Here is a 20,954-nt window from a genome sequence, read left to right on the forward strand (position 1 = left end):
GCCGATCCCACCTGTTGCTAATCGTCCCAGGAAATGGTCACGCCGATGTCGCCGGGCACGCCGCCCGGAAAATCGATGATCTGATAGGCGATGCGATAGCCGCGCGGTTTCAGGTAATCGGTCCAGAGCTGGAAGATCTCCTTGGGAATTCCGGTCAGGGTGTTCTCCCAGCCCTTCTCCATCTGATTGATGGCGCGGCCCTTGTCCGTGCAGAGCGAGTTGGGGAAGCGATAGACCAGCACTTCCGTGAGGCCGTTGCGCACCGCGCGCTGGATCACGGTCGAGGCGAGCTTGATCTTCTCCTCCTCGGTCTTGCCCGAGGGCTTGCTCAAGCGCTCGATCAAGGCGCGCTTCTCCGCCTCGGCCGCGGCGGCAAGGCGCACATATTCCTCCGCCTTTTCGGCTTCCTTGAGGGCGGCTTCCTTACGAATCTGGGCTGCGCTGGGGATGAGATCGTCTAGGCCGGGCATGGCGGGCGGCTCCTGATGGTTGTCCAATCAGCATGCGGCTGACGCTAGGGTTGGCCCTGACGTGTTCCCTTGACTCAAATCAAACAAACGCGAACATACCCGAACACAGTGCCGCCCATGGACGTTTTGACCGGGAGAGACGTTTGAGCGAGCAGCTTCATCCGATGGCACCGCATCATCTGCCGTTTTATCTCGCACCGGGGAGCGGGACCGATACGCTGATGGTGGTGATGGGCGTATTCCTGATTGGGGCCGTGCTCTGGGTCGGCACGCTCTACTGGAAACTGCACAGCCTGCCCGAGCGGATGGCGCACAAAACGCATAAACTGCAGTTCGAGTTAGTCGCCGTGCTCGGCCTGATCTCGCTGTTCACGCACATGCACATCTTCTGGATCGCCGGACTGCTCCTCGCAATGATCGATCTTCCGGATTTCGGCACGCCGCTGCGCAGCATTGCCGGGTCCGTCGAGAAGATCGCCGACGCGACGCCGGCCTCCGATGCGGAGGAAGTCCAGGCTGAGGCGGCCGTCGCACCGCCCCCCGCGGACAAGCCGGGACCCGCCAAGGAGAAGGAGCGCAGTCATGCTTGAGCTGCTGATCTGCTCCCTCGTCACGATCCTTCCGGACTACCTGTACCGCCGCTACGCCCAGGGCAAGCGCTTCGGGAAGGAAATCACCTTCTTCTCGGTCTGGTACGAGCTGCGCTGGGGCATCACCGCCTGCCTGATGCTGACGGTGTCGCTCATCACCATGATCTTCTACTTCCATCCGGCGACATCGTCGGCGACGCTGTACTTCCGCACCGTGCCAATTCTGCCCGAAGGCTCGGGCCGTGTTGCCGAGGTCAAAGTCGGCTTCACCGCGCCCGTCAAACAGGGCGATGTGCTGTTCACGCTCGATAGCTCGAAGCAAAAGGCTGCGGTCGAGACCGCCAAGCGGAAGGTGGCAGAAGTCGATGCCGCCATGCAGACGGCGCAGGCCGACGTGGTCAAGGCCGAGGCGCAGCTCGGCGAAGCGAGGGCCAACTACCAGCAGGCCAAAGACGAGCTCGAGGTCAAGTCCGAGCTCCAGCGCCGCAATCCCGGCATCGTTCCGCAGCGTGACATCGACAAGCTCCAGGTGCTGGTCGATCAGCGACAGTCTGGCATCGACGCCGCGACCGCGGTGAAGCAGTCGGCGTCCTTGCAGGTCTCGGTTCTGCTGCCGGCCCAGAAGGCCAGCGCCGAAGCCACGCTCGATCAGGCTCAGGTCGATCTCGACAAGACCTATGTGCGTGCCGGTGTCGACGGGCGCGTCGAGCAGTTCCTGGTTCGCCCCGGCGATGTCGTCAACCAGCTGATGCGTCCGGCCGGTGTTCTCGTTCCGGAGGGCGCGGGCCGCAAGGCGCTCCAGGCCGGTTTCGGCCAGATCGAGGCGCAGGTCATGAAGACCGGCATGGTGGCGGAAGCGACCTGCATATCCAAACCCTGGGTCATCATCCCCATGGTGATCACGACGGTGCAGGACTACATCGCGGCCGGACAGTTTCGCACCGGCGAGCAGCTCATCGATCCGCAGAATGCCGTCCGTCCCGGCACGATCCTGGTTTTCCTGGAGCCGCTCTACAAGGGCGGTCTCGACGGTGTCACGCCGGGCTCGAGCTGCATCGTCAACGCCTACACCAGCAATCACGAGGAGATTTCGGCCAAGGACACCTCGACCAGCCGGAAGATCGCGCTGCACGTCGTCGACGGCGTCGGCCTCGTGCACGCGCTGCTGCTGCGGATCCAGGCGCTGTTGCTGCCGATCCAGACGCTCGTGCTGAGCGGCGGGCATTGAACGAGAGAAGAGGACGGATGAGACGTGGTCGCCGAAAGTCGTCCTCGCCTGCCATTTCGGCCGCCGGCGCCTATTATGCGCCGTCCTGCGCGCAACTCGTGGGCGCCTATGGCCGCGTCGTCACGCGCTGCTGAGGCCCGCGTCGGGGGCTGTCCGTATGGTGCGATTCCAGCTAGAATTGCCTGGAAAGCAGCTGCCGTAAGCTGTGAGGGTGCAGCATGAGCGGGGGCGCGTGCATAGACCGGCTGAAGCCACGGCTCGTGGCCGCGCTCCTATGTCTCGGCCTGCTCGTGGCCGAGTGCCTCTCGGCTGGGCAAGCCGGTGCGGTCGAGCGGAGCCGGCGCGGCGAGCTCAAGCGTGTGCTGGTGCTGCATTCCTTCGGCCGCGAGTTTCGGCCATGGAGCGAGTATGCGCGCGACATCAAGGCTGAGCTCGAGCGGCAATCGCCCTGGCCGCTCGATATCCAGGAGCACGCACTGCTCACCGCGCGCTTCAACAACCCTGGTCCCGAGGCGCCGTTCGTCGAATATCTACACTCGCTGTACCAAGGTGCAGTGCCGGACATCGTCTTGAGCATCGGCGCGCCTGCCGCCCGCTTTGCGCAGAAATATCGCGCCAGGCTGTTCCCCGATGCACCGTTGATCCTCTCCGCGGTCGAGCATCGGCTGATTAATCGCACCGACCTCTGCGACAACGATGTCGTAGTGGCCGTCCGCAACGATTTTGTCGCGGCCTTCGACAACATTCTTCAGGTCCTGCCCGATACAAAATCGGTTGCGATCGTGGTCGGAGCTTCGCCGCTCGAGAGGTTTTGGACGGAGGAGCTGAAGCGGGAGCTGAAACCTTTTGCGGAGCGGATCGAACTCGTTTGGTACTCGGATTTGTCGTTCGAGGAGATCCTGAAGCGCTCATCGAAGCTCCCGTCTCACACCGCGCTGTTCTGGGGGCTGATGTCCGTCGATGCGGCCGGAGTGGTCTATGAGAGCGACTGGGCGCTGCGCAGCCTGCATGCCGTCGCCAACGCCCCGATCTTCTCCTACCAGGAGCCGTTCTTCGGCGAGAGCACGGTCGGGGGACCGATGCACTTGATTGGGGAAACGACGTCGCGGACCGTCAGCGCCGCGATCGGCATTCTTGGCGGCGCGAAACCGGCGAGCATCAATTATGAGCCGATCGCCTTCGCCGCGCCGCGTTACGACTGGCGGGAGCTGCAGCGCTGGGGCATCAGCGAGAGTCGCCTGCCCAAGGGAAGCACCATTCTGTTTCGCGAGCCGAGTATCTGGCAGCGCTATCACTGGCAGATGCTGATGATCTCGGCTGTGTTCCTGGTCCAGACCGGACTCATCAGCGGGCTCCTGCACGAGCGTCGCCGGCGCCGCGTCGCCGAAGTCGAATCGCGTCAGCGGCTGGCGGAACTCGCCCACGTCAACCGCTACTCGGCAGTTGGCGAGCTGACCACATCGATCGCACATGAACTGAACCAGCCACTCGGATCGATTCTGACCAATGCGGAGACTGCACAGCTCATGCTCAGGGCCGCTCAGCCCGACCTTGTCGAGATTCAGCAGATCCTCGCCGACATCAGAAGGGACGACCAACGGGCGAGCGAGGTGATCCGTAGGCTGCGCAGCGTTCTGAAAAAGACCCCGTTTGAGGTCAAGCACATCGAGCTCAACGATACAGTGCGCGAAGCAATCGATCTGGTGAAGGCCCTCGCTCAGGGACGCCGGATCACGTTGAGCTATTTGCCGGCGCTGGCCGGCCTTCACGTCAAGGGAGATCCGGTCCAGCTTCAGCAGGTCATTCTCAACCTGATCATCAACGCGATGGATGCGATTTCCGATGCGGAGGCCGGAAAGCGGGAGGTCAGCGTCGCGACCCAGCTTGCCGGCAATCAGGCCGAGATCAGGATCGCCGACACCGGGCCCGGAATACCCGCCTCCGATCTCGCAAGCCTGTTTGATCCGTTCTTCACGACCAAACCGCACGGCATGGGCATGGGCCTTGCGATCGCCAGAACCATCGTCGAGGCCCATCACGGCACGATCGCCGCTGCGAACCAGCCTGCGGGCGGCGCGCTGTTCACGATCAGGCTTCCGACCGCTCGCTGAGCGGGCGGTATCTTGATCTTGATCAAACATCACGGCGCTGAAGCCGTTCTCTCTCGGTCGCATGACAAGTACGACGGGCGAGCGTGAGGCGTATGAGACGTCGTGACTTCATGAGGCTGGTTGGTGCTGCCGCTGCATTGCCGGTCCTGGCGAAAGCCCAGGACCGAATGCCCGCCGTCGGCGTGCTGACGGGCAATGTCGCTGGTGATCCCGGCGCGCAAATGCGCGTGGAAGCCTTTCAGCAGGGTCTCACCGATCGAGGCTGGGTCGCCAACCAGAACTACCGCCTGGAGGTGCGCTGGCCGGGCCCCGATCCCGCGCGCCAGAAGTTGGAGGCGCTCGAGCTCGTCGCCGCGGCGCCGGACGTGCTGTTCTCGACCAGTACGGGATCAACACGTGCGCTGCGCGATGCAACGCAACGAATTCCGATCGTCTTCGTGGGGCTTTCCGATCCGGTAGGGACGGGGCTTGTCGCCAATCTGGCCCGGCCGGCCGGAAATCTGACCGGCTTTTCGCTCTATGAGCATTCGATGAGCGGGAAGTGGCTCGGCCTTTTGAAGGACATGGTGCCGGGAATGAGCCATGCGGCCCTGCTGTTCAACCCGGAATCGGCACCCTACGGACCGTTCTATGTTCAAGCGGCGCACCAGATGGAAAGCCGTCTCGGCCTCAAGATCGCCGGTGCGAGCGTTCGCAGCGGTCCGGGGATCGCGGCAGCGATCGAGACGGCGGCGCGCACAGGCGGCGGCCTCGTCGTGCTGCCGGATGGCGGCTTCTTCGGAACCCACAGCACGATGGCCATTGCATTGCTGGCGCAGCGGCGCGTGCCCGCCATCTTCGCAGTCCGTTTCTACGCGTCGAATGGCGGGCTGATGTCGTATGGTGCAGATCTGACCCAGCAATTTCGTGATGGCGCCGGCTATGTCGACCGTCTCCTGCGCGGTGCCGATATCAGCACTCTTCCGGTGCAATTTGCCACCAGGTTCGAGCTCGTCATCAACATGAAGACGGCCAGGGCCCTCGGCCTGACGGTGCCGAACCGGCTTCTGCTGGATGCCGAGCTGATCGAATGATTATTCGATCTTGCGCTGCAGCAGCCCCGACTGCCTCGTTTCGTTGATCTCGATCAACAAATGCTTGCGCCCCGGCTTGATCCTCCCGCACTGAAGTCCGAGGGAGGATGTGATGTTTCGTTGCGGCAAGACCCTGATGGCGCTGGCGCTGTTGATGGCAACTTCGGTCGCCGCAATGGCGCAGACCCCAACGACGCCTGCAGCCCCGGCCCCGCAGGCGCAGCCTGCCAGCCCGCCCGCACCGGCGGCCGAGCTCCTGAAGCCCGAGCAGCTCGAGGCCCTCGTCGCGCCGATCGCGCTTTATCCGGACGAGTTGCTCGCCAATGTACTGGCCGCCTCGACCTATCCGCTGGAGGTGGTGCAGGCCGACCGCTGGCTGAAGGAGCGCAAGAGCCTGAAGGGCGATGCGCTGAAGACGGAAGTGGAAAAGCAGGGCTGGGACGACAGCGTCAAGGCGCTGGCCAGCACCGCCGATGTCCTCGCGATGATGAGCGAGCAGCTCGACTGGACCAAGAAGCTGGGCGATGCCTTCCTCGCCCAGCAGCCCGACGTGATGGACGCGATCCAGCGTCTGCGCAACAAGGCCTATGATAACAAGAAGCTCGTCACCACCAAGCAGCAGAAGGTCAGCGTCCAGTCTCAGGAAGGCAAGCAGGTCGTCGTGATCCAGCAGGCCGATCCCGCGGCGATGTACGTGCCGTATTACGACCCGGCGACGGTCTACGGCAGCTGGCCCTATGCGGAGTATCCGCCCTATTATTGGGGCTACCCGTCCTATATCGGCGCCGGCGTGGTCGCGGCTGGCATCGCGTTCGGCACGGCCTGGGCGATCGGACGCTGGGGCAATTACTGGGGCGGCGGCTGCAACTGGGGCAACCGCAACGTCTATGTCAACCATCGCACCACGAATATCGGCAATGGCTGGCAGCACAATCCGGCGCATCGCGGCGGTGTGCGCTACAACAACAGCAATGTTCAGCAGCGCTTCGGCAACAACAATCTGAAGGCCGGCGTGTCGGACCGGATGGATTTCCGTGGCCGCGACGGCAACCAGGTGCTGCGCCCCGACCAGGGTGCCGGGGACCGGGCGGGAGATCGTGCGGGTGATCGCGGCGGTCCAGGAGATCGCGCAGGAGATCGCGCTGGGGATCGCGCAGGTGATCGCGCCGGCAATCGCGGCGACCGTCCGGGCGCGGGCGATCGCCCCAGCGCAGGGACGCGCGACCGGCCCGGCGGCGGCGATCGTGCCGGTGCCGGTGATCGTGCCAAGGGCGCGACCAAGGGCGGCGGCGATCGCGCCAAGGCTGCGAACCGCGCCGGCGGCGGTTCGGCCAATCGCGGCGGCGGCAATCGCGGCGGGGCCATGAACGTCTCCTCCGGCCGCTCGGCGGCCGCAGCATCCGCACGCGGCCGCGCCAGCATGGCGAGCATGCCGCGCGGTGGCGGCGGCGGACCAAGCTTTGCCGGCCGCGGCGGCGGTGGCGGAATGGCGATGCGCGGCGGCGGCGGAGGCGGCTTCCGTGGCGGTGGCGGCGGCGGCCGGCGCTCGGATATCGCGCTCAAGCATGACATCGTCCTGCTCGGGCACCTTCCGAACGGCCTTGGCTATTATCGCTTCAGCTATATCGGCAGCGACAAGGCTTATGTCGGCGTGATGGCGCAGGAGGTCGAGCAGGCGATGCCCGCTGCCGTGACCCGCGGCAGCGACGGCTATCTGCGCGTCCATTACGAAAAACTCGGGCTGGCGTTCCGCACCTATCGCGACTGGCTCGCCGGCGGCGCGAAAATTCCTGCGGAGGTGATGCCATGACCGGCATGAAATCGTTTAGCCGTGCGCTGATACCCGGCGTCCTCGCGCTCGCGCTGCTCGGATCGGCCTCTCTCGCACAGGAATCCTACAAGACACCGGAAGAGGCCGCGTCTGCGCTCGCCGCCGCGGTCAAGAGCGGCCCGAAAGACATCTTGAAAGTGCTCGGCAGGAATGCGGAGGACATCGTGTCGTCCGGCGACGAGATTGCGGACAACGACATTCGGGCGCGTTTCACTGCGATGTACGACGCCAAGCACGGCATCAAGGCGGAGGGCAACAAGACCGCCACCTTGATGCTCGGGCCGGACGATTTTCCGTTTCCAATTCCGCTGGTCAACACCAGGACGGGTTGGGCGTTCGACACCGACGAGGGACGCATTGAGGTGCTGCGCCGTCGCATCGGCCGCAACGAGCTCGACGCGATCCAGACCGCGCTCGCCTTCGTCGACGCGCAAAACGAATATGCGGAAAAGGACCGCGGCGAGGGCGTCGGCGTCTACGCGCAGCGCATCTCCTCCTCGCCCGGCAAGAAGGACGGCCTGTTCTGGCGCGACGACAGCGACCCGAGCCCGCTCGGCGCGCTCGCGGCCGAAGCAACGAAGGAGGGCTATCGCGGCGGTGATGTCGGGCCGACGCCCTATCACGGCTATTACTTCCGGATTCTCAAAGCGCAGGGGCGGGATGCGCGCGGCGGTGCGCTCAACTACGTCGTCAAGGGCAAGATGATCGGCGGCTTCGCCCTGATCGCCTGGCCCGCGGAATACGGCAATTCGGGCGTCATGACCTTCCTGGTCAATCATGACGGCGTCGTCTACCAGAAGGATCTCGGCAAGCGCACCGAGTTCATCGCCCAGCGCACCACGTTGTTCAATCCCGATGAAACCTGGAAGAAAGTCGATGCCGCAAAACCCTGAGCCGCGCATGCGCGCATTTCGCCTGGTCGCGCTGCTCCTGCTCGCGCTCGGGCTGACCCTGCCGGCGGCGCCGTCCTTCGCGCAGGCCACCGGTCAGGTCAGAGTGAAGATCGTCAAGGCGGGCCTCCTGGCCGGCGGTGGCGCCGGCAGCGGCGTGTTGACGTACCGGGGCAAGACCTATCCCTTCAGCGTCAGCGGCGTGAGCTTGGGCATCACGGTCGGTGCAAGTGTCGGTCGCCTCGACGGCTGGGCATCCGGCATTAGGGAGGTCAGAGATTTTGCCGGCAACTACAGCTCCGTCGGCGGCGGCTTTGCGCTGGTCGGCGGTGCCAACGGTGTGCACCTCCGCAACGAAAAGGGCGTCACGATGGTGCTGCAAGGCCCGAAGGCGGGGCTCGAGCTGGCGGCCAACATCAGTCGGATCACGATCGCTTTGAGGTGAGGCTCAAGCCGGGCGCGCGGATCAAAGCGTGAGCGACAGGTGCACCGTTCTCGGATCGTCACTCCGCGCGAGCTTGAAGCCCGCCTTCGCGAACACGCTGCGCATGGGCATGTTGTCGGACAGAACCTCGGCTGTGAGCTCTCTTACGCCTTGTTCGCGCGCGATCTCTGTCAGGTGCTTCAGCAATAAGGAGCCCACCCCGCGACCTTGCCAGGCATCCACCACGACGAAGGCCATCTCGGCCCGACCGGACTCGACGATGACGTACCGGCCGCCGCCGATAATGGCGTATCGACCCTGCTCCTCGGCGAGAGCGGCCAGCGCAACGTGATTGCTGAAATCCACGTCCATGAAGAAGGCACGCTCCTTCTCCGAGAAATGCCGTTTCAAAACGAAGAACCGGCTTTGCAGCGATTGCGGTCCAGTGCGCGCAATGGCAGCGAGCATGTCCGCCTCGTCGCTGGCGCGAAGCGCGCGGATCTCGGTCGGAGTGCCGTCCTTCAGGACGGTTTGCACGCTATAAGTTGCAGCTTGTGACATGCCGATGTCGCTCGTCCAAAGCGGTCCAGCCGCCTCTCATGCCTCAGTATGCGGGATAAACGCCTCCCAAGCGTGCAGATCATCTTGACCTAGATCAACGTTCGTCCTCGCTCCAAGCCGTCAATTGGCCGAGGCGACGGAGAGGTCGAGAACATGTCCATGCACAAGATGCAAATTCCGGGCGGTCCCATGTCGGGGCTGGTCGCCTCGGCAGTCGAATACCTCGTCGATGCGGGACAGCGCAGTATCCTGTTCCTGGATATCATGCGCCGGCGCGGGGACCAGTACAGGGAGCACCTCGCGCAAACCGCCCCGCATGTTCTGCAATATGCGGCGGAGTTGATCATCGACGGGCGCCAGCTCGCCGAGCCCGTCAATTACGCGCTGGTGCGCATCGTTCCGCCCGCCAACGTCGAGATCGACATGAACCGGCGGCCGTTCGTCGTGGTCGATCCGCGTGCGGGCCACGGCCCCGGCATCGGCGGCTTCAAGGCCGACAGCGAGATCGGGGTGGCGATGAAAGCAGGCCATCCCTGCTACTTCATCGGATTCCTGCCGGACCCGATGCCCGGTCAGACCATCGAGCGCATCGCGCGTGCCGAAGCCATCTTCATCGAAAAGGTCATGAGCCTTCACCCGGATGCCGACGGCAAGCCCTGCGTGATCGGCAATTGTCAGGCCGGATGGGCCGTCATGATCCTGGCCTCGCTACGTCCCGAGCTATTCGGCCCGCTGATCATCGCCGGCGCGCCGCTGGCCTATTGGGCCGGCGTGCATGGAAAATATCCGATGCGCTACTCGGGCGGGCTGTTGGGCGGAAGCTGGTTGACGGCCCTGACCTCCGATCTCGGCGCCGGCAAGTTCGATGGTGCTTGGCTGGTGCAGAACTTCGAGAACCAGAACCCGTCGAATACGCTCTGGACCAAGCAATACAACGTCTATTCCAAGGTCGACACCGAGGCGGATCGTTACCTCGAATTCGAGCGTTGGTGGGGCGGCCACGTCAGCCTGAACGCCGAGGAGATCCAATTCATCGTCGATGAGCTGTTCGTCGGCAACAACCTCGCGGCCGGCAACATCGAAATGTCCGATGGCCGGAAGGTCGACCTTCGCAACATCAGATCCCCGATCGTGGTGTTCTGCTCGGAGGGCGACAACATCACGCCGCCGCAGCAGGCGCTGCATTGGATCCTCGATTGCTATGCCGATGTCGATGAGATCAGGGCCTATGGCCAGACCATCGTCTACACCGTGCACCAGAACATCGGCCATCTCGGCATCTTCGTCTCCGGCGGCGTCGCCAAGAAGGAGCACGCGGAATTTTCCAGCAACATCGACCTCATCGACGTTCTGCCGCCCGGACTCTATGAAGCGACGTTCGAGGCGAAGGATGAGGAAACCGCAAGTTCGGATCTGGTCGTCGGCCAGTGGGTGATGCGCTGCGAAGCGCGGACGCTCGACGACATCCGCGCCATGGGCGGCAATTCGCCTGAGGACGAGCGACGCTTTGCCACCGCCAAACGAATCTCGGAAATCAACCTGGCGGCCTATCGAAAATTCGTCCAGCCATGGCTCAAGCGCATGGTGACGCCACAGATGGCCGAATGGGCTCACAACATGCATCCGCTGCGGCTGCAATACGAGCTGTTCAGCAGCCAGAATCCTTTCATGGCGACGGTGAAATCATTGGCCGAGAAGGCCGCCGAGAAGCGCAAGCCGGTCGCTGCGGACAATCCGTTCCTGGCGTTCCAGGAGCAGATCTCGAAGCAGGTCGTTCACGCCCTCGACAGCTGGCGCGATTCACAGGAGGCGCTCAGCGAAGCGATGTTCCTCAGCGTCTACGGATCCCCGGCGCTCCAGGCGGCGGTCGGGATCGATCCGACGTCCACGCCGTCGCGTCGGCGTGAGATGTCCGCCGAGCATCGCACCATGCTCGAGAGGCGCATTGCCGAGCTGAAGTCGCGGATCGGTGAGGGCGGCCTCCGTGCAGCGGCGTTACGCGCTTTGCTCTATGTCGGCTCGGCACGGGGGATGGTGGACGAACGGAGCATCGAGGCTCTGCGCCGGGTCCGCCGGGATCATGGCGGCGCACGCATGTCTCTTGCCGAGTTCAAGATGCTGGTACGCGAGCAGTTCTTCATGCTGCTGCTCGACCGGGAAGGGGCGCTCGCTGCAATCCCGAAATTGCTGCCTGACGACATGAACGTTCGCCGCGCAGCATTCGAGGCGATCGAGCAGGTGCTGTCGGCCAGTGCGGATGTCACCGGCGAGCGCGCCAACCGGCTGCGGCAGATCGCCGGCCTGTTTGGCCTCGACACCGCGGAAGGTGCCGAAAGGGCGTCGAACGTTGCCCCTTTCGATCCCAAGGCGAAGGCGTCGTAACGCGAGTTGCAAGGATCGGGAGCGACATCATGTCAGCAGATGCGACGGCCACGCAGTCTCCCAGCAAGTATGATCGCCTGATCGCGGCGGCCAGGGCAATCCCGCCGACGCCGACCGTCGTGGTGCATCCCTGCGATGAGACATCCTTGCGCGGCGCCGTCGACAGCGCGTCTGCCGGCATCATCCGGCCGCTCCTGGTCGGACCGGAGCGGAAGATCCGGGATACGGCTGGCACGTTCGGCCTGGACATCTCGGGTTATGAGATCGTGGATGCCGCGCACAGCGACGAAGCCGCGGCGAGGGGTGTCGAATTGATCCATGCCGCGCGCGGCGAACTGCTCATGAAGGGCAGCCTTCACACCGACGAGCTGATGCGAGCCGTCACGGCCAAAGTCGGGGGATTGCGCACCGATCGGCGCATCAGCCATGTTTTCGTCATGGATGTGCCGGCCTACGCCGAGACGATCTTCGTCACTGACGCTGCGATCAACATCTTCCCCGATCTGGACGCCAAGCGGGACATCATTCAGAACGCGATCGACCTCTACAACCAGGCGGGCTTCGGCAAGTCGCCGCGGGTGGCCATCCTTTCCGCGGTCGAAACCGTCACATCGAAGATTCCATCCACGATCGAGGCCGCGGCGCTCTGCAAAATGGCGGATCGCGGCCAGATCACGGGCGGCGTGCTCGACGGGCCGCTGGCGTTCGACAACGCGATCGACCTCGAATCCGCACGGATCAAGGGCATCAAGTCCGAGGTGGCCGGCCGCGCTCAGATCCTGGTCGTGCCCGATCTCGAAGCGGGCAACATGCTGGCCAAGAACCTCGCCTATTTCGCCAGGGCCGACGGCGCCGGCATTGTGCTCGGCGCGCGCGTCCCCGTCGTCCTGACCTCGCGTGCGGACAGCCCAAGAGCACGGATGGCGTCCTGCGCGGTTGCTGCACTTTATGCTCACGCGCGGCGCCAGAAGGCGCCGACAGTCGCGGCGTGACCGCCATGGACAGCATACTCGTCGTCAACGCCGGCTCCTCGAGCGTCAAGTTCCAGGTCTTTGCGGTCGAGGGTGAGGGCGTTCTGCGCCGCCTGATCAAGGGGCAGGTGGACGGCATCGGCAGCCGTCCGCGCTTGCGGGCGAGCAGGGCAGGCAATGATCCCATGGCGGACCGGGCCTATCCGATCGAGGCCATTCCGGATGTGCCGGCGGCGATGCAAGTCGCGGGGGAATGGCTGCGGAACGAGGCGCGCATCCATCCATTGGCGGTCGGGCATCGCGTCGTCCATGGCGGGCCGGATCATGAGCGGCCAATTCTCGTCGATCATGGCGTGGTGGCACGGCTAGAACGCTTCGTCACGTTAGCGCCGCTGCATCAGCCGCACAATCTGGCGCCGATCCGCTCGATCCTGGCCAATTTCCCGACGATACCCCAGGTCGCGTGCTTCGACACCGCGTTTCACCGCACGCACGGTCCGCTGGCCGATCATTACGCCATCCCCTACCAGCTTCACGCCGAAGGTGTGCGACGTTACGGCTTTCACGGGCTCTCCTATGAGTACATCTCCAGGACCTTGCCCCAGATTGCGCCAGAGGTCGCAAAGCGCCGGGTGATTGTCGCCCATCTCGGCAGTGGCGCGTCGATGTGCGCCATGAAGAATGGGCTGAGCGTCGAGAGCACGATGGGATTCACCGCGCTCGATGGGCTGCCGATGGGCACGCGCCCGGGCCAGCTCGATCCGGGCGTCGTGCTGTACCTATTGTCCGAGAAGGGGATGACGCCATCGAAGGTGCAGGATTTTCTCTATCGCGATTGCGGTTTGAAGGGGCTTTCCGGGCTCAGCAACGACATGCGCGAGCTGGAGGCGAGCACGGATCCGCAAGCGAAGCTGGCGGTGGACTATTTCGTCTATCGCATCGGCCTCAACGCCGGAATGCTGGCGGCGGCGTTGCAGGGGATCGATGCCTTCGTCTTCACCGCCGGCATCGGCGAGAACTCGAGCGGCATCCGCGCGCGTGTGGCGGAGCAGCTCGGCTGGCTTGGCGTGGCACTCGACCCGGCCGAGAACACGCGCCATTCGCGGCTGATATCGGCAAAGACGAGTCTCGTTCCGGTCTACGTCGTCCCGACGGACGAGGAGCTCATGATTGCGCAGCACACGCTGACGCTGTTGATGAACGGCCAATCGCCCAACCCCAGAAAAGAGAGGGTGTCATGATTCCAGTATTTCCGGACAGCAAGGTCGCACTAAAGGGGAAGAAGGGCCTCGTCGTCGGCATCGCCAATGACCAATCGATCGCCTGGGGCTGCGCCAGGGCGTTTCGCGCGCTCGGAGCCGATCTCGCCGTCACCTATCTGAACGACCGCGCCAAGAAGCACGTCGAGCCGTTGGCGCAGGCCCTGGAAGCGCCGATCTTCCTGCCGCTCGACGTCATGGTCGAAGGCCAGACTGAAGCGGTATTCGAGCGGATCAAGTCGGAGTGGGGGCAGCTCGATTTCCTGCTTCATTCCATCGCCTTTTCGCCGAAGGAAGCATTGCACGGCCGCGTCGTCGACGTCGGCCGCGACGGCTTTCTGAAGACCATGGACGTCTCCTGCTGGTCGTTCCTGCGGATGGCACATCTAGCCGAACCCCTGATGAAGAACGGCGGCACGATGTTCACCATGACCTATTACGGCAGCCAGATGGTGGTGGAGAACTATAACATCATGGGCGTTGCCAAGGCGGCGCTCGAAGCCGCGGTCCGCTATGCCGCTGCCGAGCTCGGTCCGAAGGGCATCCGCGTGCACGCGATCTCGCCAGGGCCGCTCGCCACCCGCGCGGCCTCGGGCATTCCGGAGTTCGACGAGCTAATGGACAAGGCGCAATCCAAGGCGCCCTCGCGCTGCCTCGTCAGCATCGACGATGTCGGCAACGCCACCGCGTTCCTGGCGCTCGACGGCGCCAAGCTGATCACCGGTGGCGTGCTCTATATCGACGGCGGCTATCACATCATCGATTGAGCGCGCAATCGCGCGTTGTCATGCCGGCGGTACGCCGATGCCGATGCACTCGAGTAATTCGCGCCAGAGCTTGCGGACGTCGGCGTGACGCTGCGCGAGCGCCGCACTGACCGCGTCGCGATGCGGCGCAAGGTCTGTGCTCTTCAGAAACAGAATCTGGGCCTGCAACAGCCGGCCACTCTCAAATTCGATCCGGCGTAGCGCCATAACAAAAGGATCCTGCGCATTGGCCTCGATCGGTAGGATCGCAGCCGGCCGTATGCCGGCATGCACGGCGTGGGCAAGCGCTGCGAGGTGAATCATTTGGGCAAGGCGAGGGTCTGCGATCCCTTCGACCGGTGCAGGCAGCCAGGCGGACTCCCAGGAGGCGAGCATGTAACCCAGGGAAGGATCCAGCACCCAGGACGTGGCGCGCAGCAGCAGCGAGACGATCTCGGTCTCGCGATAAAATTGAGCATTCAATTCGGTCTGCCATGCCGCGTCGAGCCTCGCGGGCAGCATGAAAGCGAATTGCCGAGCCAGGGCGCCGTGCGCCGAAATCAGGAATGCTGCGACCTTCGTCTGCTGGTTCGGTGGAATGCGACCGTCCGGCGCGACGGGACCGAGGAAGCCGCTCATGGCAGCGCTCGCTTGACCGGGATGGCACGCAGATGATCGTAGCCGGCAGGAAACGGCGTGAGCTCGCCGCCGGGCTGGTCCGGCGCCACCCAGACCGCTTGATTGCCCTGCCAGCGGCCGGCCAGCACGTCTTCGGCAAAGCGCGCCAGCAGATCGGCGGTCAGTGCCCCTTTCTCCAGCGTGAAGGCGTGATAGGCCCTGGGGATGATCACCAATGAGCTGTTCTGAATCTCGACACGCAATGTTTCGTGGAGAGCCCGCGGCGTCAGGAAATCGAACTCGCCGTTGAGAATCATGGTCGGAACGGCGATCGCGGACAGGCGCGGCGTGAGCGGCTGGAAGTCGAGGAAAGATTCCATCAGGTTTTGCAGCGCGTAGACGTCGTTGACCAGCCAACCTTGCCGCTTCACGCTCTCGAGCTTGTCCAGCAGTGGCTTCAGCCATTGGTCCGAGAGGTTCATGGGCAACAGGAGATCCTGGAGGTAACTCGTGCCACCGAGGATCAGGCCGGTCCGCAGCGCATTGCCAAGCAGCAAGAGTTGCGGCGACAGCTCCGCAAAGCAGCTCATCGGCACCAGCCCGGCCAGCCGCTTGCCATGCTCGATCGCATATCGCAGCGCGATCAGGCCGCCAAAGCTGATCCCGCTCAGAAAGATCGGACCGTCCCCGAGTTCGTCGATGAGGAGGCGCAGTGCAGCGACTTGATCGTCCTGGCTGATGAAGAGCCTCGGCTTGTCGGAGGCGCCCTGGCCGAGAAGATCGAAGGTCGCAACGCGAAAGCCTCGCGCCGACAAGGCCTCGCGATAGGCGCTCCACAGCTCGGAATATTGCGTCAGCCCGTTCACGAGAACATAGGCCGGTGCGCCCGCCGGCCCGTCGAGCTCATAGCGGATCCGATATGAGCCGTGGCTGAGGAAGGGCATCGCGAGGGTACCGCCGGTCTTTTGATGCCCGCGATGCTCGATTCCTCCGAGCGGATTCCATTGAGCTAGATCAAACCTTCCCCGGCCGCCCTGCCTAGCGTTTCAGGAAAATCTTCCAGGGAGGATCGCATCATGGCCGGACGAGATGCGTTGAATCGTTGCCTGTTGAGCCTGATCGTGCTGCTGCTCGGAACGGCGATCGCAACCGCACAGCCTTTCACGCGCCGTTCGTCGCAGGTGCAGCATGACGGGCTGAAGAAGACCTACGAGATCGCCAACTTCCGCCTGGGCGGCAAGTACGACCTGACCGACCCTTCCAAATGGGAGAACGGCGGCGAGGGCGGCGTCACGCTGGAATCGCTCGGGGCCGGCAAGCTGCGCACGGCTTACATCGCCGTCGGCAACGCAAGGCGCAACGGGGCGGGCGAGATCACCAATGCCATCGTGATCAACTCCTATTATTCCGGCGATTCCACCGACATGTACGAACAGTGGGTCAAGGGTGCGGCGTTGTCGGGTGGCGTACCCATCATTGGTCCGGGCCGGCCGATCGATACGGATCGTTACTATGTCATCATGGTCGATCCGCTCGGCACTTGGGGCGCGAGCAAGCCATCCGACGGCCTAGGCATCAAGTTTCCGCAATACAGCTACTACGACATGGTGCAGGCGAACTACCGCCTGCTGCGCGACGAGCTGAAGGTCGCGCGCGTCGCGCTGGTGACCGGCGTCTCCATGGGTGGCACGCAGACCTACGTCTGGGGCGTGATGCATCCGGAATATGTCAGCGCCCTGATGCCGATCGGCGGCACCACGCAATCGGATGGCGACGACCCGGTCGGCAACTGGACTTTCCAGATGATGACAGCCGCGATCCAGGGCGATCCGGTCTGGCAGGCGACCGAGGGCGACTATTACAAGCTCCCGAAGGAAAAGCATCCGGTGCCGGGCGTGGCCTTCGGCTGGTCGATCCTCGGCATGACGGGTTATGACTTTTCCTTCCGCACGACCCAGAACTGGGCGGCGGTACAGCCCGAGATTTTCTATTGGGATCCGCCGAACGAGAAGGCCGGCCTCAACGTCATTAATCGCGCCAAGCTCTACGACGCCGTCGATCTCGTCTGGCGCAATCGGGTCGGCGAGACCCATAACGTCAATCCCTATCTCGGTCGCATTCAGGCTCGCACGCTGGTGATGCACATCACCAACGACCTCTGGCTCAACTTCAAGCTGGCGCAGAAGGCTGTCGATCGCGTGCCCGGCGCTGATCTTATCGCACAGGAGAGCCCCGTCGCGCACTACGGCGTGTTCCCGATCATCAACCAGCGCAAGAACGATCCGAAGTTCGTCGCCTTCATGGATGACGTGGCGGCCCTCGATCGCGCCCAGAAATTCGTCGACAAGAATTACCGCGTGCCCGGCGTCGCCCAGACGATTGATCCCAAGAAGTCGTTCTGGAAGGCCTACGTGACCTATCCCTATCCGGTCAAATTCGGCAGTGCCAAGGACAAGAGCGGCAATTCCTGGGAAATCGGCTACATGGACGAGTATGCCGGCACCGACAAGGATCCGAAGGTGCTCGTCATCATCCACGGCAAGGGCGCGTTCGGCGGCCATTACGGCAACATCATGCAGTATGCGCTGCGCAGCGGCCTGCGCGTGATCGTGCCGGACCTACCGCATTACGGCATGTCGGGGCCCGGCAATCTCGACAAGAATCCTGCTCGCACCATGCAGGACATGCGCGAGGTGATCTACGACCTCGTGGTCAACCAGCTCGGAGTCAAGAAGGCGTACTATCTCGGCCACTCGCTCGGCGGCCAGTTCGTCGTGGGCTACGCCCTGACCTGGCCTGATGCGGTGCAGGGCCTCGCCTTGGAGGCGCCGTCCGGCCTCGAGGAATATCCGCGCGAGATCACCATTGCCAAGGACAAGAAGGCGCCTCTGTTCGCCGACGGTCTCGGCCGAGACTTCGACAAGTGGAAGCAGGTCTGGGACCAGACCGGTATTCTCGCTGCGGAAAAGGCGCGGAGCGAGCAGAACGTCCGCGACTTCTTCTACTTCAAGAAACGTGATCCGGACACCGGCGTGGTATCGGCTGCGAAGAGCGGATACTTCTTCAACGACAGCGAATATGCCCGTTTCCATACCGAGCAACGCGCCGGGCTTACCAAGGGCAACCCGAAGGAGCTCGATCAGTGGTGCAACGTCTTCATCTTCGACATCTACACGATCGGTGCTGAGCTCCAGCAGGATGACCCGAAGAACCTCTATGAGCGGGTCACCCAGATCAAAGCGCCGATCTTCCTGGCGTTCGGCGACAAGGAGCCGTTCATTCCGACGCCTGCGTTCAACGGCCTGACGGACCTCGGCCGCGACGTCATCACGCCGTTCATGACGCGTATGACCAATGCCGGCAACCGGCCGATGCTCAAGATCTATCCGGAGACCGGACACTTCATCCACACCGACAATCCAGTGGAATACGCTGCCGATGTCGTGGATTTCGTGACCAACGGGGAGGTGGACACATCATCGCCGCTCGGAACCGATCGCATGATCAAGGGCGCCGTCGTCTCTGCCTTGCCAGTGGCGCCGACACCGCCTGGAGCGGCTCCGACGGCTGGCCTCAACAAGTAGGGCCCGGCGATGCCAAGGGTGCAGGCGGGCGAACTCCGACTCGGCTGGCGGGAGTGGGGAGGAGGCGACGTCACCGTCGTCTTCATCCACGGAAATCTCGCCAGCAAGGACTGGATCGAGCTCGCCGCGCCATTGTTTCCGATCGGGCTCCGTGTGGTTGCAATCGATTGGCGCGGCTGTGGCGACAGCGACCGGCCGAAGCCGTCGGCCGACTATTCCAACTACTCCATGCGGCAGCACGCCGAGGACATGCTGGCGGCGCTCGATACGCTCGGGATCGGCTATTGCCATCTCGCGACACATTCCACCGGCGGCATCATCGCCGCCAGAATGCTGCTCGAGCAGCCGCAGCGCTTCGGCCGTGTGTTCGCGCTCGATCCGGTAACGCCGCTCGGCATGGCCTTCGATGCCGATCAGATCGGATTATTCAGGGCCATGATGTCGAGCAAGGAGCTGACGCGGTCCGTGATGGCTACAGCCGCTTCTTCGCTGTTCGTCCCGGAGAGCATGGGGCCGAACATGGTCCCTCGCTTTCGCGAGGGGCTGGGAGAGATCCAGACGCTGTTCGATCGGATCATTGGGCAGACCTTCGGCGTATCGGAGGGGATCTGGATCGGCACGCCGGTGAACCTGACGCGGGAGAAGGAGAGCCGTGAGCTGGAGCGCCGTATGTCCGAGATCCGGCATCCGCACCTCGTGTTGTGGGGCGAGCGGGACGGTTGGATCGCGCCGGCCGATCTCCGTGCCATGGCCGAAGCGATGCCGGATTGCCGGCTGGTCGTCGTGCCAGGCATAGGGCATTCGATGAACCTCGAATCACCGGCACTTTATGCAGGCTATTTCGGTGCCTGGTTCGGAGGACGTGCCGCGTCACCATCCACGGCGCCAAGCTGATCCCGGCGGGGCCTCGACGTCGACGGCGGCCACCACATCGTCGATTGACGCGCTGAGCAGTCCGGCGACCCACGATCGATGGTGACAATATTGCCAGTGTTTTGCCCGACGGAGCAACCGGTTCCGGGCGAACAGGAAACATCAATCAGATCAGCCCCATGTCTACTGTGCATGGGGTTGTTTTTCGACTCTTTGATTCAGCGATAGTGAAGCGCGATCAGTTCGGCCACGCAGGCCGGCTTCTTGCCGCCCTCGATCTCGATCACGAGGTGGTAGTTGACGCGCAGCCCGTCCGGCGGCACGTCCTCCGCTTCCGCGATCGTGACCCGGCCGCGTAACTTCGAGCCCGCCGGAACCGGCGCGAGATATCGGATGCGGTCAGCACCGTAATTCAGCGTGTTGCGCAGCCCCTTCAGGCCGATGACCGAGCGGATGAACAGCGGGGCAAGGGCAAGCGAGAGCAGGCCATGGGCGATAGTCTTGCCGCCCGGCATCTCCTGCTTGGCGCGCTCCTGGTCGACATGGATCCACTGCTCGTCGCAGGTCGCCTCGGCGAACTGGTTGATGCGGTCCTGCGTGATCTCGATCCAGTCGCTGGCGCCTATCTCGGTGCCGATTGCGGATTTGATCTCGTTGAAGTCGCTGAATATTCGCATGGGTTGACCTGTTCAGAGCTTCATTTCCGGAACATTGTCGGGAATGGCGAGTTCGGCCTCCGTCAAGGCCATGACCTCGCCGATGCTCATGCCGGGTGCTGTTTCCAGCAGCGTCGCCTTGCCATCGGGAAAACCGATCACGGCCATGTCGGTCACGACAAGGTTGACAGGGCGTGCCGAGGTCAGCGGCAGCGAGCATTTCACCACGATCTTCGACTTGCCCTTGGCCGCGTGCTGCATGGCGACGATCACGCGCTTGGCGCCGGTGACGAGGTCCATTGCGCCGCCCATGCCCGGGACCATCTTGCCCGGAATCATCCAGTTCGCGAGATGGCCATGCGCATCGACCTGGAGGCCGCCGAGCACGGTGACATCGACGTGGCCGCCGCGGATCAAGCCGAACGACATCGCGCTGTCGAAGGTGGATGCGCCCGGCAGCGCGCTGATCGGGCGTCCGCCGGCATCGGTGAGCGTCGGATGCGCCATCCCCTGCTCGGGAATCGGCCCGGTGCCGATCAATCCGTTCTCGGACTGGAAGAAGACCTTCAGGTCCGACGGCACGTAATTGGCGACCAGGGTCGGAATGCCGATGCCGAGATTGACGAGATTACCGCTCCTCAGCTCCTTGGCGACACGCCGGGCGATGATGATCTGGGGATCCATGAT

19 protein-coding genes are annotated in these 20,954 nt (G+C 63.7%); 13 read left to right on the forward strand and 6 right to left on the reverse strand.

The genetic code is table 11. The annotated features are described in order from the left end of the window. Window positions 1–17: 17 nt before the first annotated feature. Window positions 18–470 (reverse strand): hypothetical protein, encoded by a 453-nt coding sequence (locus tag N2605_RS16700; RefSeq protein ID WP_035999435.1) that lies wholly within the window; start codon window positions 468–470, stop codon window positions 18–20. A gap of 164 nt (window positions 471–634) precedes the next feature. Here N2605_RS16700 and N2605_RS16705 point away from each other — a divergent pair, with 164 nt between their 5' ends. The 7 genes from N2605_RS16705 to N2605_RS16735 all read left to right on the forward strand — a co-directional run bounded on the left by N2605_RS16705 (window position 635) and on the right by N2605_RS16735 (window position 8,638). Continuing rightward, window positions 635–1,060, forward strand: coding sequence for a hypothetical protein (locus N2605_RS16705; protein ID WP_035999432.1), 426 nt, complete (start codon window positions 635–637; stop codon window positions 1,058–1,060). After that, window positions 1,053–2,288, forward strand: coding sequence for an HlyD family secretion protein (locus tag N2605_RS16710; RefSeq protein ID WP_109143801.1), 1,236 nt, complete (start codon window positions 1,053–1,055; stop codon window positions 2,286–2,288). The genes N2605_RS16705 and N2605_RS16710 overlap by 8 nt, the downstream gene beginning before the upstream one ends. A gap of 218 nt (window positions 2,289–2,506) precedes the next feature. Next, window positions 2,507–4,399, forward strand: a complete 1,893-nt coding sequence (locus tag N2605_RS16715; protein WP_225150691.1) for a sensor histidine kinase — start codon at window positions 2,507–2,509, stop codon at window positions 4,397–4,399. 110 nt (window positions 4,400–4,509) lie between these two features. After that, window positions 4,510–5,472, forward strand: coding sequence for an ABC transporter substrate-binding protein (locus tag N2605_RS16720; RefSeq protein ID WP_260347271.1), 963 nt, complete (start codon window positions 4,510–4,512; stop codon window positions 5,470–5,472). Window positions 5,473–5,584: 112 nt separating this feature from the next. Then, window positions 5,585–7,282 carry a DUF3300 domain-containing protein gene (locus N2605_RS16725; protein WP_225188885.1) on the forward strand — a complete coding sequence of 566 codons (1,698 nt, stop codon included), beginning with the start codon at window positions 5,585–5,587 and terminating at the stop codon, window positions 7,280–7,282. Next, window positions 7,279–8,196 (forward strand): DUF2950 domain-containing protein, encoded by a 918-nt coding sequence (locus tag N2605_RS16730; RefSeq protein WP_225125430.1) that lies wholly within the window; start codon window positions 7,279–7,281, stop codon window positions 8,194–8,196. The genes N2605_RS16725 and N2605_RS16730 overlap by 4 nt, the downstream gene beginning before the upstream one ends. A 7-nt stretch (window positions 8,197–8,203) precedes the next feature. After that, entirely contained in the window at window positions 8,204–8,638 is a 435-nt protein-coding gene (locus N2605_RS16735; protein WP_306469113.1) for a hypothetical protein, read from the forward strand. A gap of 21 nt (window positions 8,639–8,659) precedes the next feature. On the opposite strand, the gene N2605_RS16740 is transcribed toward N2605_RS16735, so the two are convergent. Next, window positions 8,660–9,178, reverse strand: coding sequence for a GNAT family N-acetyltransferase (locus tag N2605_RS16740; protein ID WP_225147949.1), 519 nt, complete (start codon window positions 9,176–9,178; stop codon window positions 8,660–8,662). A gap of 153 nt (window positions 9,179–9,331) precedes the next feature. Between N2605_RS16740 and N2605_RS16745 the strand changes: the two genes are divergently transcribed. From N2605_RS16745 to fabI, 4 genes are read left to right on the forward strand one after another with little or no spacing between them, the layout of a single operon-like run. Continuing rightward, the gene (locus N2605_RS16745; RefSeq protein WP_260347272.1) at window positions 9,332–11,560 is read left to right on the forward strand and encodes a DUF3141 domain-containing protein; all 2,229 of its coding nucleotides are present in this window, start codon (window positions 9,332–9,334) and stop codon (window positions 11,558–11,560) included. A 29-nt stretch (window positions 11,561–11,589) separates the two neighbouring features. Continuing rightward, a complete protein-coding gene (locus N2605_RS16750; RefSeq protein ID WP_225112855.1) occupies window positions 11,590–12,552 on the forward strand; it encodes a phosphate acetyltransferase in 963 nt (320 codons plus the stop codon). Window positions 12,553–12,557: 5 nt separating this feature from the next. Beyond that, a complete protein-coding gene (locus N2605_RS16755) occupies window positions 12,558–13,772 on the forward strand; it encodes an acetate/propionate family kinase (RefSeq protein WP_035999405.1) in 1,215 nt (404 codons plus the stop codon). Further along, window positions 13,769–14,557 (forward strand): enoyl-ACP reductase FabI, encoded by a 789-nt coding sequence (gene fabI / locus N2605_RS16760; RefSeq protein ID WP_225112856.1) that lies wholly within the window; start codon window positions 13,769–13,771, stop codon window positions 14,555–14,557. Before N2605_RS16755 ends, fabI begins: the two co-directional genes overlap by 4 nt. A gap of 18 nt (window positions 14,558–14,575) precedes the next feature. Here the strand turns inward: fabI and N2605_RS16765 are convergent, their stop codons facing one another. After that, a complete protein-coding gene (locus N2605_RS16765; RefSeq protein WP_225140824.1) occupies window positions 14,576–15,175 on the reverse strand; it encodes a hypothetical protein in 600 nt (199 codons plus the stop codon). Next, complete coding sequence (locus tag N2605_RS16770; RefSeq protein ID WP_225112858.1) at window positions 15,172–16,098, reverse strand: alpha/beta fold hydrolase; 927 nt, start codon at window positions 16,096–16,098, stop codon at window positions 15,172–15,174. Before N2605_RS16770 ends, N2605_RS16765 begins: the two co-directional genes overlap by 4 nt. A 132-nt stretch (window positions 16,099–16,230) precedes the next feature. Between N2605_RS16770 and N2605_RS16775 the strand changes: the two genes are divergently transcribed. Together N2605_RS16775 and N2605_RS16780 are read left to right on the forward strand one after the other, a co-directional pair. Next, window positions 16,231–18,738 (forward strand): alpha/beta hydrolase, encoded by a 2,508-nt coding sequence (locus N2605_RS16775; RefSeq protein ID WP_260347273.1) that lies wholly within the window; start codon window positions 16,231–16,233, stop codon window positions 18,736–18,738. A 9-nt stretch (window positions 18,739–18,747) separates the two neighbouring features. Beyond that, complete coding sequence (locus N2605_RS16780; protein WP_260347274.1) at window positions 18,748–19,632, forward strand: alpha/beta fold hydrolase; 885 nt, start codon at window positions 18,748–18,750, stop codon at window positions 19,630–19,632. A 197-nt stretch (window positions 19,633–19,829) separates the two neighbouring features. On the opposite strand, the gene N2605_RS16785 is transcribed toward N2605_RS16780, so the two are convergent. Together N2605_RS16785 and N2605_RS16790 are read right to left on the reverse strand one after the other, a co-directional pair. Further along, the gene (locus tag N2605_RS16785; RefSeq protein WP_036028008.1) at window positions 19,830–20,288 is read right to left on the reverse strand and encodes a MaoC family dehydratase; all 459 of its coding nucleotides are present in this window, start codon (window positions 20,286–20,288) and stop codon (window positions 19,830–19,832) included. 12 nt (window positions 20,289–20,300) lie between these two features. Beyond that, window positions 20,301–20,951 carry a 3-oxoacid CoA-transferase subunit B gene (locus N2605_RS16790; RefSeq protein WP_036028009.1) on the reverse strand — a complete coding sequence of 217 codons (651 nt, stop codon included), beginning with the start codon at window positions 20,949–20,951 and terminating at the stop codon, window positions 20,301–20,303. Window positions 20,952–20,954: the final 3 nt, after the last annotated feature.

The sequence above is a fragment of the Bradyrhizobium yuanmingense genome, assembly GCF_025200905.1.
Lineage (GTDB): Bacteria > Pseudomonadota > Alphaproteobacteria > Rhizobiales > Xanthobacteraceae > Bradyrhizobium > Bradyrhizobium yuanmingense.